Here is a 12,505-nt window from a genome sequence, read left to right on the forward strand (position 1 = left end):
AATCTCGCGAAATCGTCTCAGCACTGATACGGAGAAAGCTCTTCTTGCCGGCCGCTCAGGGCGGCTCCCGCGTCAGCGCGCCGCGCCAGCTCGCGCAATAGCTGTAGAGCGTGACGAGCAGCCCGATCAGGAGCGGCGCGCCGAGCACGAAATAGCAGAACGGCACGAACAGCAGCGAGCCGTGATAGATCACGACCGCATGCAGCAGCAGCACGAACGGCAGCGCGAGCACGAAATAGCCGAGCACGAGCAGCGACGCGAACGCCTTCTGCGCGAAGGAGAAATCGAGCGGGTAGTAGAGCGCGGCCATCACGAGCGGAATCAGTGCGATCGCCGCGACGTTCATCACGAACACGTCTCGCAAATGAAGCAGCGCGTCGTACGGGAACGCGCCGGGCGTCGCTACGCCGGGCGTCGCCACGCCGGACGTAGCGATGCCTGACGCCGCGGCGGCGGCCGGATCGTACATCGCCCAGAAATACACGCAGATCATCAGTTGCGCGAACGCGGCGATCCGTAGCAGATACGCAACGGGCAACCATTTCGTCCGACGAACGAACGTCGCGCCGCAAACCGCCGCGCAGACCGCCGCGGTCGCGAGCAGCAGCGCGCCGCTCGGCATCCGTGCGGCGAGATTGATCGACAGCAGCGGCACGCGCGGCGCGCGCGCCGGGTAGCCGAGCACGACCGCCGTCAGCGACGGATCGAGCTGCCGCGCGCCCCAGCCGACGACCGCGCGCCAGTACCGCCACGCGTATGGCAGCGCGAGCCACAGCAACGCGTACAGCGCGGGCGTGAGGAGCGCGGCCGATGCGAGCCAGCGCCGCGGATGCGCGTGCGTGCGCAGCGAGCGATCGTCGGGCGGCGGGACGGGGTCGATGTCCATGCGGCCCGCCCGTCACCACCGATAGAACATCCCGACTTCGCCGCCGATGCGCGAGTAGTACGGGTTGTGGTAGTAATCGAACTCGACTTGCGTGCCCCACTTGCGGGTGAACCAGTAGCGCCACTTCAGCGACACCTCGTGGCTGCGGAAATCGGTGATCTGCGCGTTGTTGCCGGTCGCCTGGTACGCTTCGCGGCCGAAGCCGCCGCGCAGCACGATCTGGCTCTTGCCGACCTCGCCGTAGGTGATCGCACCGTAGTAGGCGGGCGCCTTCACCGAGCCCGGCGAATCGACCGTGTAGTTCCAGCCCGCCTCGAAAATCCACTTCGGCACCGCATACCAGATCGCGCCGAGGTGATAGAGCTGATCGCGGTGGCCGTTGCGGTTCCACGCGTAGCCCGCGCCCGCCGACAGCACGAGCGACCGGTTCGACAACAGCTTGCGGTTGAGCGACAGATCGACGCGCGCGCTCGGCAGGATCGTGCCGGACGTCGTGCCGGCGAACCCGATGCCGCCGAACCAGTCCGGCCCCATGTCCTGGATGTATGTGATCGCGCCGAGCTGCGTGCTTTCGTGGAAGCGGTGCAATTGCGCGAGCTCGCCGATGATCGTGCGGCCGCCCGCCTGATAGAGCCCGCGCAGATGCACGCCGTACCAGTCGCCATAGCCGTTCGTCAGGTGCGCCATCGAGTACGCGAGCGACAGCTCGGTGTGCCGTTGCGCCGGCGCCTGCACGTGCGTGACGATCGCTTCCGGCAGCGTCGGCCGGTTTTCCTGGTCCGGCGTGACCTCGGCGAGCGGCCAGCCGTCAGGCATGCCTTCCGAGCCGACCTTCACGAGCGCCGTGTCGTCGAACCGGCGCGGAACGATGACGAGCGGCGCGGCGGGCGGCGGCGCGGAAAGAGGCGCGGATTGCAATGCGGCGGCCGCCGGCGCGGATGCGATCGCGGGCGGCGCGGGCGACGGTGCAGGAGAAGTGACTGCTGGCAGCGCCGATGGCGCAGCGGACGGCGCGGGCTGCGCGACGAGCGCCGCGGCCATGACGGCCGCGTCAGCCTGCGCGCCGGCCGGCCCGGACGACGCGATCGAAGCGGCGGCCGGCACATCGGCGTAAGCCGCCGCCGCGCGCGCGTACGGCGCGCCGTACGCGCACGCGAGCGCGAGCGCGGCGACAGGGACGGGCGGGCCGCGTCGGCAACGAAGCGCATGCATGTTGGTCTCCTCGTTACGACGCGTGATACCAGCCGCTGCGCCACGCGACGAGGTCGCCATGCACGCAGGCGTGGCCGACGACCGACACGTCGCGCGCGCACGCGCTGACCGGATGATCGGCCTCCCCGATGCGCGCGCCCGTCAGCCGCAGCAGCCCGCCCGCGGAGACGACGCCGTCGATGCAGCTCGCGTCGTCGAGCAGCACGTCGTCGCGCGCGAACACCGCCCCGTTCAGCAGCGCCTCGCACTCGAGCACGACGCTGTGCGCCTTCACGCTGCCGATCAGCACGCAGCCTTCGCCGAGCGTCAGCCGGCCGTCGACGATCAGCGTGCCGTGCAGGATCGTGTGCGACGGCAGGCGGATGTCGCGCTGCACCAGATAGCGGCCGTCGAGCACGCGGTGCGGCACGCAGGCGAGCCGGCTCGCGAGCGACATCGCGCGGCGCGGCGTCAGCGCATCGTCGCGGCCGAGCGCGCGCGAGAGGCGGCCGAACACGATCGGCGTGCCGTGCAGGTTCGAGAAGCCGCCGCAGCCGTGAACGCGCACCGCCTGTCCGACGACCGCGCCGCGCACGAGCGTGTTGTCGATATCGATGTTCGGCGCATACGCGAAACCGCCGAGCGTCGCGCCCGCACGCATCTCGATGCGCTCCTCGGCGAACGCGTACGTCGCGTGCGAGCCCGCGCCGAGCGAGATCGTCCGGTCCGCGTACAGCACGTCGTCGCGCCAGTCGCCGCGCGCGAGCCGGAGCGCGTCGACGTGCTCGACGCGCAGGCCGAGCGCCTGCCACGGCGGCGCCGCGTCGTCCCGCGCGGGCGGCTCGCCGCGCGCGCTCACGCGCAGCGCATCGAGCCACTGCGCGGCGCGGCGCGGATAGTCGACGAACGGCCCCTCGCCGATCGGCAGCGCGGCGACGTCGCTGCGCTTCACCAGCTCGTTCAGGAGCGGCAGGAACGGCAGCGTGAGCATTCCCGCCACCGGCATCATCACGTTGAAGGTCGTCATCGCTCATCGTCCCGATTTCAGCGGCCGGCGAAAGCGCTCGGTCTTGTCCCAACGCAGCTCGCGACGCAGCAGCGCGTCGAGCGCGAGCCCCCACAGCGCGGCAACGACGGCCGCGATCGTCACGCAGAATCCGACGACGTTCACCGGCACGAGCCGCAGCCGCGTCGCGCGGCCGTCGAGGCGCGCCGCGACGACGATCTCGAAGAACACGCCGAAGTTGCCGAACGTGCTGAACGCGAACAGCGCGAACACGGACACGAGCAGGCCGAGCGCGAGCGAATCGATGCCGTTCGTCAGATACAGCGCGAGCGCGATGCCCCACGCGAGCGCGAGCAGCGCGGGCATCACGAACACGCCAAGCAGCAGCGCGCCGTCGAGCCGGCAGCGGCGCGACGTCACCGGGCTGCGCAGCAGCGGAATCAGGTAGCGGCACAGCGTCTGGTTGTGCCCCTTCGCCCAGCGCGTGAGCTGGCGCGCGCGCACGGGCCACCGCTCCGGCACTTCCTCGTAGCACTCCGCATGGTTCAGGTAGACCGTGCGCCAGTTGCTCAACAGCAGCCGGTAGGTCATGTCGGTGTCTTCGGCGAGCGTGTCGTCGCGCCAGCCGCCCACCGCGTCGAGCGCGCTCTTGCGAACCCCGCCGACCGTGCCGCCGTACTGCGGCACGAGACCGAGGTTGTTGCGCGCCTGCTGGTTCACCTGATAGCCGCCCGCGCGCTCGAGATCGAGCAGGCGCGCGAGCAGGTTGCGATCGGCGTTCTGCGGCACGACGCGGCCCATCACCGCGCCCACTTCCGGATCGAAGAACGGCGCGACCAGTTCCTTGAGCAGGTCCGGGCGAGGCAGGTAGTCGGCGTCGAACACGACCATGATGTCGCCGCGGATCTCGCGCAACGCGTCCTTCAGCGCCGCCGCCTTGCCCGGCTTGCCGCTCTCGCGGTGAAACGGCTTGATCAGATCGGGCGCGCGCGCCTGCACCTCGTCGATCAGCGCGCGCGTGTTGTCGGTCGAGCGGTCGTTGACCGGGACGATCGTCAGCCGGTCGCGCGGATAGGTCGTCGCGAGGAGCGCCGTCAGGCAATCGACGACGACCGCCTCCTCGTTGTGCGCGGCGACGAACACCGTGATCTCCGGCCAGTCCGCGTGCGTGATCGCGCGGTACGGCGCGCGCTGCGGCCTGAACAGGCGGTCGAGACTGAAGACGTAGTGGCGCGACGCGTAGACGCCGGTCAGCAGCGCGAATATCCACAGGTATGCCGCGCCCAGGCCGAAGACGATCCTGCTGCCGGACACCTGCGGCATGTCGACGGCGGGCGGGCGGGCGGCCGCGAAAGGCTGCTCGGCGTCGAACGATGCGGGCTGCGCGAGCGCAAACGCAATCGCCTCCGCGTGCGGCCGGCTCGGTTCCGCGAACGCGCGAACCTGCGCGGCGCGCGCGAGCGGTGCGGCCGGAAGCGAGACGGACGCCGGCCGCACCGCGGTATCGCGCACGGCCAGCGAACATGCGAACACGATCAGCAATAGCACGCATTGCACGCACAACGACATCGCTCGCCGGTTCTTCATGCTCGTGTCCCCGTGCCCGCATCGGCGGCGACTGTGCTCGCCCCCGCACGGACTTGCAAAAGGAAACCGGCGCCGCGCGTCGCGCACGTATCGCTCATCGCGTCTCGCCGCCTGTCGCCGCCGCGTCGCTGAACTGAACGCGCGCTGCGCCGCCGGTTTCCGGTTTCGTCATATCGGCCGTTCCTTTGGTGTGCTGACGTCGTATCGCGTCGGAACGGATCTGCGCTGGTTCAAAGCAAAGGACGAGCCATCGTTCGGAAAAGACCGCGCGACAAGGGTTTCGCGACGAAGGCGGATTGCCGCCGCCGGCGCACGCGCAGCGTTTTGATTCATCGGCGAATCAACGCCGGGGAAGCCGGCACGCGCGGCGTGCCCCGGAAGACCGCACGCGTTGCGCGTGCGAACGACCCGCGCGGCGCGCATTGCCGCCGCATACGATTGGCCTTTGCGTGCATCCGGCCCTCTCTTCGCATGGCCGCGACCGGCCGAGAGCAAGCCGCCGAACGCCCGCGTTTCAGAATCGATACGTTTCGCCGCGGCGGCGGCCGCTGCCTGCCTTCGGCCGGCGGCGGCCAGGAAATCCCTGACGCAATCCGCCGCGCGGCGCACGTCGCGCGCGGGGCCGGCCGTGCGCGCGCGAGACCCACGCGCGTCAAAGGTTCCGGGCCGACGCTCCCGCCGACGGCCGCGCCCCGCGCCACGACGGCATCCGCACATCGCGCGCGCGCCGCGCGGCGCGCGCGCGATACCGGACGCCGCGATCGGACGCCGTAACAGCCGCGAGACGTTCCCGCGCGCCGGTGCGGCGTTCAGCCCTGCGCGGCACGGCCGCGACGACGCTGGTTTGAATATTGCTCGACAGTGGTCGAGGCAGCGCGCCGGATACGAAGCGCACGGACGTGCGCGACACGCGCCGCCGATTCACGACATCACGAGGAGCGATTCATGACGTGACCCGCCCATCGCGACGGCCCCGGCCTGCCGCCACGCGATTCGCGCCGCGAATCCGGGCGCATGCGCCGGGCCCGGACGTCGTAGCACCGTCGTGCGGCGCGCGGCGGACCTCGGCTCGCGCAACCGCGCGGCTCGATTCGCCGCGCCGCGCGCTCACGCTCGCGCCTTGCGGCGCGCGGCCGTCGCGCCGGGTGCCGAATCGACCGGAACAACCGTGAATCGGGGATCAAGATGAAGAAAATCCTGCTTGCGTTCGGCACTCGTCCCGAGGCCATCAAGATGGCGCCGCTCGTGCGCACGCTGCAGACGCGAGCCGATGTCGACGCGCGGGTATGCGTGACCGCCCAGCATCGGCAGATGCTCGACCAGGTGCTTTCGCTGTTCGACATCGCGCCCGCATACGATCTGAACGTGATGCGGCAAAGCCAGACGCTGACCGACGTGACGACGGGCATCCTCCAGACGATCGGCGCCGTGTTCGACGACTTCGATCCGGACATCGTGCTCGTGCACGGCGACACGACGACGACGCTCGCGGTGAGCCTCGCCGCGTTCTACCGCTACTTGCCGATCGGCCACGTGGAGGCGGGGCTGCGCAGCGGCGACGTCTGGTCGCCGTGGCCCGAGGAGCTGAACCGGCGCGTGACTGACGCGGTGTCGTCATGGCACTTCGCGCCGACCGAGCGCGCGCAGCACAACCTGTTCAGCGAAGGCGTGCCGACGGAAGGCGTCGTGCTGACCGGCAATACCGTGATCGACGCGCTGCACGACGTGAAGCGCATGCTCGACGCCGACGCGCCGCTTGCGCGCGAAATCGCCGCGCAGTATCCGTTTCTCGGCCGCGACGAGCGCGTCGTGCTGATCACCGGCCATCGGCGCGAGAGCTTCGGCGAGCCGTTCGCGCATTTCTGCGACGCGCTGCGCACCCTCGCGCTCCGCTATCCGGACGTGCGCTTCGTCTATCCGCTGCATCTGAATCCGAACGTGCAAAGGCCCGCGCATTCGCTGCTCGACGGCCTGCCGAACATCCACCTGATCGTGCCGCAGGAATATCTGTCGTTCGTCTTCCTGATGTCGCGCGCGCATTTCATCATCACCGATTCGGGCGGCATCCAGGAGGAAGGGCCCGCGCTCGGCAAACCGGTGCTCGTCACGCGCGACACGACCGAGCGGCCGGAAGCGATCCAGGCGGGCACCGCGCGGCTCGTCGGCACGAACACCGAGCGGATCGTCGGCGAGGCGTCGCGGCTCCTCGACGACGGCGACGCATACGACGAGATGTCGCGCGCGACGAATCCGTATGGCGACGGCCACGCGAGCGAGCGCATCGTTCATGCGCTGCTGGACAGGCCGCACGCGACCGACACGGCCCGCTTCCCGCTCGCCGCGCTCGAAGCGCCGCGCAACGCGCTCGCGCTCGGTCTGCATGCGCTGAGGTCCGCATGAGCGTGATCGTCTGGCGGCACGCGAGCCGCGGCGTCTGCGCGAGCGCTCGGGCGGGCGACGTGTGCGCTTGCGCGCGCGGCTGCCATCCGGTGATCGGACGGCGGCGGGTCGCGTCGCTGCCGGCGCGGATCGGCGGCGGTTGCGGCGGATTCGGCTGCGAACACGGGCCGCGCGCGACGCAGTGTCCGGCGGGGCGGTGTTGCCGGCAGCGGTGACGCGTGACGCGCGGGACGCGGATCGCCGCACGCGGCAAACGTGAACGAAGGGAAGCGCGATGCGTGCTGATGTGCGCCGATGCGCCCGCGCACCATGCCGAACGAAACGGCGAAAAACGAAGGATGCCGAAAGACCTGCCGCCCTGCCGGGACGGCGGACGCGCGGCCTGCGCCGGATGAAGAAGAACGCGGATGAAGGCGCTCGCCCGCCAGGGCTTTTGCGCTGTTCATCCGCGTCCGATATGCGTTGGTAGGCTCGATTGGATTCGAACCAACGACCCCCACCATGTCAAGGTGGTGCTCTAACCAACTGAGCTACGAGCCTGTGTGAGGCGCGAATTATAGAGAGCCTCTTGCGGGCGCACAAGCTCTTTTTAGAAAATTCTCCGATCGATCGCTCGACGGCGACAAGACCGCGCGCGGCCGATCGCGCGGCCGGCGGGCCGGCCCGCCCGCTCGGAAAGACGCGGCGCCGCTCACCCCCTCGCCGCCGCGGCCAGCACCTGCGCGACGAGCGGATGATGCTGGCCGCGATGCGACCGGATCGCATGGATCTCCTCGGTCACGCCTTCCGCGCGCCCGAGCCGCCGCAGCCCGCGCAGCAGCGCGACGTCGCCCGCGCCCGGCTCGCTGAGCGGAAACACGCCGAGGCCGCGCGCGGCGAACACGGCCATCAGTGCGCTGTCCTCGAACTCGCCGACGATCCGCGGCCGGATTCCGTGCGCGTCGAACCAGCGGTCGAGCCGCGCGCGCAGCGCCGCGTGCACCGTCGGCAGCAGCACGGGCAGGTCGGCCAGGCACTGCGGAAAGCGGCCGCGCGCCGCCGACGCGATCGCCGTCGGCCCGTACCAGTCGACGGGCGACGCAACGATCCGCTCGCTCGCGAGCCGCAGGTTCACGCGGCGCGGCGCGGGCTCGCCCGCGAGCACGAGATCGAGCCGATGCAGCGCGAGTTCGGCAAGCAATTCCTCGTATTCGCCGTCGTGACACAGCAGCCGCAGCGACGGCGCCGCGAGCGCGGGCGCGAGCACCGCGTGCGCGGTGAGCTTCGAGATGCCGTCCGTCAGGCCGACCGCGAGCCGCGCGCTCTCGCCGCGCGCCGCTTCGCGCACCTCGTCCTCGATCAGTTGGCCGATCCGGAAGATCTCCTCGGCGCGCGCGAACGCGGCCTGCCCGGCTTCCGTCATCGTCACGCCGCGCCCCGCCGGCTTCAGCAACTGGTGCCCGATCGATCTTTCCAGCTCGCGCACCTGCGCGCTGATCGTCTGCACGGCCATGTCTAGCCGCTCGGCCGCGCGCGCGAAGCCGCCTTCCTTCACGACGACCCAGAAGTAATACAGATGGCGAAAATTCAGCATCGCGCCCCTCGCTCCGTCGTCATCGACACTTCGTAAAAACCGAATCATAAGTCAGATTTCAACTGATTTTTACGAAACATGAAAGCGCCGATCATCACGGCTTCGACATGCGATCCATCCGCCCAAACCACCACGATCATGGACTACCTGCTGACCCTCGCCGCCGATCCCGCTGTCTGGGCCGCGCTCGTGACACTCGTCGCAATGGAAATCGTGCTCGGCATCGACAACCTGATCTTCATCTCGATCCTGAGCAACAAGCTGCCCGAAGCGCGGCGCGAGCGCGCGCGGCGCCTCGGCATCGGGCTCGCGCTGATCTTCCGTCTCGCGCTGCTCGGCACCGTTGCGTGGATCGCGCGGCTCACCGAACCGGTGTTCGCGCTGTTCGACCACGCGTTCTCGTGGCGCGACCTGATCCTGATCTCGGGCGGGCTGTTCCTCGTCTGGAAGGCGACGAAGGAAATGCATCATCACGTATCGCACGACGGCGCGAACGAAGGCAGCTCGACGAACGGCGCCGGCCTGACGATGTGGGCGGCGGTGAGCCAGATCCTGATGCTCGACATCGTGTTCTCGATCGACAGCATCGTCACCGCGGTCGGCATGACGACGCACATCCCGATCATGTTCGTCGCGGTAATCGCGGCCGTCACGGTGATGCTGTTCGCGTCCGGCCCGCTGTCGCGCTTCATCGATCGCCATCCGACCATCGTGATGCTCGCGCTGAGCTTCCTGATAGTGATCGGCATGACGCTGATCGCGGAAGGCTTCGGCTCGCACGTGCCGCAGGGGTACATCTACGCGGCGATGGCGTTCTCCGCGTTCGTCGAGGGAATGAACATGCTGGCGCGGCGCGCGAAGGACAAGCGCGCGAAGCGAATCGCCGCGCATTGACGCGGCGCGACGTGAACGGTTGCCCGGTCCGGCTCGATCGGGCCGCGCGACGCGAATAGGCGACGGCACGACTCGGCGCGCGGCGTCGGCCGCGATGCGCCGCCGACACGCCCGGCTTCATGCATCGCGGTCCAGTGTCCGAATCCGCGCCCTAGGGTCTGTTTACATACGGAACGCCCATGCGAATGCCCGAAATCGCCCGTAGGGCAAGAAGCGAGGAGCGCGGTTTGGCCGAGCCAAACAAGCGACGAGCGACGCCGCCCTACGGGCGATTTCGGGCATTCCCCTGGAATGAATTTCAAGTTTGGGGTTGCCACGAGAACGGCCGCTCGCCGCGTTGCGCTCCTTGCGAATACGTCCAGTATTCGCAGCGTCGCGCGCCTCGCGAGCGGCCGTTCTCGTGGCAACGCATGGGCGTTCCGTATGTAAACAGACCCTAGATCGGACAGTCGGTAAACAGATCGAGCACCTGCGTAAAGAACGCTCTCGCCTGCGCGTCGTCACGCAAATCGAGCCCGGCCGAATCGCCGCCGTAGACGCCGCTCGACTGCGCACGCGCGTGCGCATGGCGTCGCGCATAGTCGACCGCTTCGCCGAGATCCTGCCGGAACCGCTCGGCGACGCCCGGCCGCGTCTGCGGCCCCGTCACGCACATGTGCAGCGCGTCCGGATGCTGAAGCCCGTTGAAGCGCCAACCGTGCCGACGCATGTAGTCGTTCACGTGATAGACGTCGAACGCGTCCGATGCGAACGCGAAGCAGAACGTCGGCTTGCCGAGCACACGCAGCTCCGGGATCGCGCGAACCGCGGCCTGCATGTCGAACGCCGTATCGAAGACCGCCTTTGCGCGCGCCCGATAGCCTTCGCGCCCGAGGCTGCGCAGCGCCGCCCACGTCGCCGCGATCAGCCCGCCCGAGCGGCTCCCGGCCAGGCCGGGCGAGCCGTAGACGCCGCCCACCCAGTCGGTCATCAGAAAGTACTGGTGGCGGCGAAAGCTCGCGTCGCGCCACGCGAGCACCGAGCCGCCCTTCGGGCCGTAGCCGAACTTGTGCGTATCGGCCGAAATCGACGTGACGCCCGGCAGACGAAAATCGAATGCCGGAATGTTCGGATAACCCAGTTCCTCGCCCCACGGCAGCATCCAGCCGCCGAGGCAGCCGTCGACATGCAGCCACACCTTCTTTTCGACAGCGATCTCCGATAACGCTTCGATCGGATCGATCGTCCCGTACGGGTAATTGCATGCCGAGCCGACGAGCATCACGGTATCGGCGTCGATCGCATCGCTCACGAAATCGGTGTCGACCCGCATCGTGTCGGGATCGATCGGCGCGACGATCACGTCGATGCCGAACAGATGCGCGGCCTTGCGAAACGCGGGATGCGCGGACGCCGGCCAGATCATCCGCGGCCGCTCGATGCCGCGCTCGGCGCGCGCTTTCTCGCGATACGCGAGCGTCGCATTCAGAATGCTCTCGGTGCCGCCGAGGCTCAGCGCACCGCATGCGCGATGCGAGCCGTCATGCTGTTGCACGGCTTCACCGTGCAACAGCGCGACCGTCATCTCGACGATCTCGCTTTCCATCCGGTTCATGCTCGGACACAGGTCGCGCTGCAGCGCGTTCACGTGGCTGAAGAGCCCGTACGCTTCATTCAGGAACGCATAATGTTCGTGGTCGCCGCAGTACATCGTGCCCGAGCAGCGGCCGTTCTCCCATTTGCGATCTTCGCGCGCGGCCATCGAGCGCAGCTCTTCGAGCAAGCGCTCGCGCGGCATCCCATGTTCGGGAAATCCGTGCATCGCGCCGAATTCCGCTGCATAAGGATAGAGCCGCCTGATGCCTTCTTCGAGATCCATGACGCCCTCCTGTTCGAGGCCGGCATCGGCGTGCGGACTTGCGTCGATGTCGGCGGCACGTCGGATGATCCGGCCTCGCCGATCGAATTGAGGCTGCCTGATTAACACATTAAAAATTCCCTGGAAGTTCCTTTCGTTCACGCTATGCTTGAACGACATCCTAATAAAAAACAGGAACATCTCATGAAAAAAATCGCATTGGCGCTCGTGTTGATGCTGTTTTCATCGATGTCTGCAATGGCGGGGGCGATCATTCCATCGGGCGGCACACTGGTCGCGGGGCAATACGCGATATCGAACAACGGCAACTTCGCATTCGGCATCGACGCCGCGAGCGGCAAGCTCTATTTCCACTACAGGTTCCCGACGCAGGCATGGGGCGCGAGCTCGATGTCGCAAATCTACGGAACGAAACCCGAGGGCGCGCTCTACGTGGGCACGGGCGACCGGCTCGTGATGCAGACCGACGGCCGGCTCGCTTTCTATTCGGGCAACGACGTCGTCTGGAGCAACTGGTATTACGGGCCCGCGCCCATTCCGGGCTCATACGCGGTCGTCGAGGATTTCGGCGTCGTCGCGATCTATCCGCCGCAGGGCGGCTATCCTTCGTTCACCTGGCCGTTCGCATCGGTCACGCCGAACAGCGGCGCGCTCGCGACGGTCATCGGCTATCCGTTCGGCCTGAACTTCCCGGTGCTCAACGGACGCCAATCGCTGCAGATCTTCAACAACGTCACCTATTACCTGTGGAACAAGAGCTTTGCGTCGGACAGCGTCGCGATGCAGCCCGACGGCAATCTCGTCGTCTACAACAAGGGGCAGCCGGTCTGGTCGACGGGAACCTCGGGCAATCCGGGCGCCTACATGCTGGTGACGCCCGTCGGCTTCGTTCTCGGCAAGCAGTATGGCGGCATCCTCGCGAACGTGCCGTATCCGGTGTCCGTCGACCAGCCGAGCCGCGCGAGCGGTCCGAACGATCCGAAGCCGACGCCGGCCACGCCGCCGCCGCCTTCGCTGAACCTGCCGATCAACGCGAGCTGGAAGTGCTATTACGTCAAGGACTGGCTCGTGTGCTACGCGCCGGGCTGAGCAGCCCGCCGTTGCGCGTTC

Annotated in this window: 9 protein-coding genes and 1 tRNA gene; 3 read left to right on the forward strand and 7 right to left on the reverse strand. The window is 68.3% G+C overall.

Translation table 11 applies throughout. The features are described 5' to 3' along the window. Nucleotides 1-55: 55 nt before the first annotated feature. From AQ610_RS30570 to AQ610_RS30585, 4 genes are read right to left on the reverse strand one after another with little or no spacing between them, the layout of a single operon-like run. Nucleotides 56-886, reverse strand: coding sequence for a hypothetical protein (locus tag AQ610_RS30570; RefSeq protein WP_006028136.1), 831 nt, complete (start codon nucleotides 884-886; stop codon nucleotides 56-58). Between the two features lie 12 nt (nucleotides 887-898). Beyond that, entirely contained in the window at nucleotides 899-2,098 is a 1,200-nt protein-coding gene (locus AQ610_RS30575) for a YaiO family outer membrane beta-barrel protein (RefSeq protein WP_006028137.1), read from the reverse strand. Nucleotides 2,099-2,111: 13 nt separating this feature from the next. Next, nucleotides 2,112-3,104, reverse strand: coding sequence for a polymer-forming cytoskeletal protein (locus tag AQ610_RS30580; protein WP_006028138.1), 993 nt, complete (start codon nucleotides 3,102-3,104; stop codon nucleotides 2,112-2,114). Between the two features lie 3 nt (nucleotides 3,105-3,107). Next, on the reverse strand, nucleotides 3,108-4,670 hold the full coding sequence (locus tag AQ610_RS30585) for a glycosyltransferase family 2 protein (protein ID WP_006028139.1): 1,563 nt from the start codon (nucleotides 4,668-4,670) through the stop codon (nucleotides 3,108-3,110). Nucleotides 4,671-5,855: 1,185 nt separating this feature from the next. Here AQ610_RS30585 and wecB point away from each other — a divergent pair. Further along, complete coding sequence (gene wecB, locus AQ610_RS30595) at nucleotides 5,856-7,070, forward strand: non-hydrolyzing UDP-N-acetylglucosamine 2-epimerase (protein ID WP_006028140.1); 1,215 nt, start codon at nucleotides 5,856-5,858, stop codon at nucleotides 7,068-7,070. A gap of 463 nt (nucleotides 7,071-7,533) precedes the next feature. Here wecB and AQ610_RS30605 read toward each other — a convergent pair. Together AQ610_RS30605 and AQ610_RS30610 are read right to left on the reverse strand one after the other, a co-directional pair. Next, nucleotides 7,534-7,610 (reverse strand) — tRNA-Val (locus AQ610_RS30605). A gap of 151 nt (nucleotides 7,611-7,761) precedes the next feature. Continuing rightward, entirely contained in the window at nucleotides 7,762-8,643 is an 882-nt protein-coding gene (locus tag AQ610_RS30610) for a LysR family transcriptional regulator (RefSeq protein ID WP_006028141.1), read from the reverse strand. A gap of 138 nt (nucleotides 8,644-8,781) precedes the next feature. On the opposite strand from AQ610_RS30610, the gene AQ610_RS30615 reads away from it, so the two are divergent. Beyond that, nucleotides 8,782-9,537 (forward strand): TerC family protein, encoded by a 756-nt coding sequence (locus AQ610_RS30615; protein ID WP_009917315.1) that lies wholly within the window; start codon nucleotides 8,782-8,784, stop codon nucleotides 9,535-9,537. A gap of 436 nt (nucleotides 9,538-9,973) precedes the next feature. Here AQ610_RS30615 and AQ610_RS30620 read toward each other — a convergent pair whose 3' ends face one another. Next, on the reverse strand, nucleotides 9,974-11,395 hold the full coding sequence (locus tag AQ610_RS30620; RefSeq protein WP_009915900.1) for a pyridoxal phosphate-dependent decarboxylase family protein: 1,422 nt from the start codon (nucleotides 11,393-11,395) through the stop codon (nucleotides 9,974-9,976). A 183-nt stretch (nucleotides 11,396-11,578) separates the two neighbouring features. Between AQ610_RS30620 and AQ610_RS30625 the strand changes: the two genes are divergently transcribed. Beyond that, on the forward strand, nucleotides 11,579-12,484 hold the full coding sequence (locus AQ610_RS30625; RefSeq protein ID WP_006028144.1) for a membrane protein: 906 nt from the start codon (nucleotides 11,579-11,581) through the stop codon (nucleotides 12,482-12,484). Nucleotides 12,485-12,505 lie beyond the last annotated feature (21 nt).

This window comes from Burkholderia humptydooensis, from assembly GCF_001513745.1.
In the GTDB taxonomy this organism is placed as follows: Bacteria; Pseudomonadota; Gammaproteobacteria; order Burkholderiales; family Burkholderiaceae; genus Burkholderia; species Burkholderia humptydooensis.

What these genes read in the sequence shown, in the direction of transcription:
- AQ610_RS30625 (WP_006028144.1), top strand. Translation starts at nt 11,579, where the DNA reads ATGAAAAAAATCGCATTGGCGCTCGTGTTGATGCTGTTTTCATCGATG.
- AQ610_RS30610 (WP_006028141.1), bottom strand. Translation starts at nt 8,643, where the DNA reads ATGCTGAATTTTCGCCATCTGTATTACTTCTGGGTCGTCGTGAAGGAA.
- AQ610_RS30585 (WP_006028139.1), bottom strand. Translation starts at nt 4,670, where the DNA reads ATGAAGAACCGGCGAGCGATGTCGTTGTGCGTGCAATGCGTGCTATTG.
- AQ610_RS30620 (WP_009915900.1), bottom strand. Translation starts at nt 11,395, where the DNA reads ATGGATCTCGAAGAAGGCATCAGGCGGCTCTATCCTTATGCAGCGGAA.
- AQ610_RS30615 (WP_009917315.1), top strand. Translation starts at nt 8,782, where the DNA reads ATGGACTACCTGCTGACCCTCGCCGCCGATCCCGCTGTCTGGGCCGCG.
- AQ610_RS30575 (WP_006028137.1), bottom strand. Translation starts at nt 2,098, where the DNA reads ATGCATGCGCTTCGTTGCCGACGCGGCCCGCCCGTCCCTGTCGCCGCG.
- AQ610_RS30580 (WP_006028138.1), bottom strand. Translation starts at nt 3,104, where the DNA reads ATGACGACCTTCAACGTGATGATGCCGGTGGCGGGAATGCTCACGCTG.
- AQ610_RS30570 (WP_006028136.1), bottom strand. Translation starts at nt 886, where the DNA reads ATGGACATCGACCCCGTCCCGCCGCCCGACGATCGCTCGCTGCGCACG.
- wecB (WP_006028140.1), top strand. Translation starts at nt 5,856, where the DNA reads ATGAAGAAAATCCTGCTTGCGTTCGGCACTCGTCCCGAGGCCATCAAG.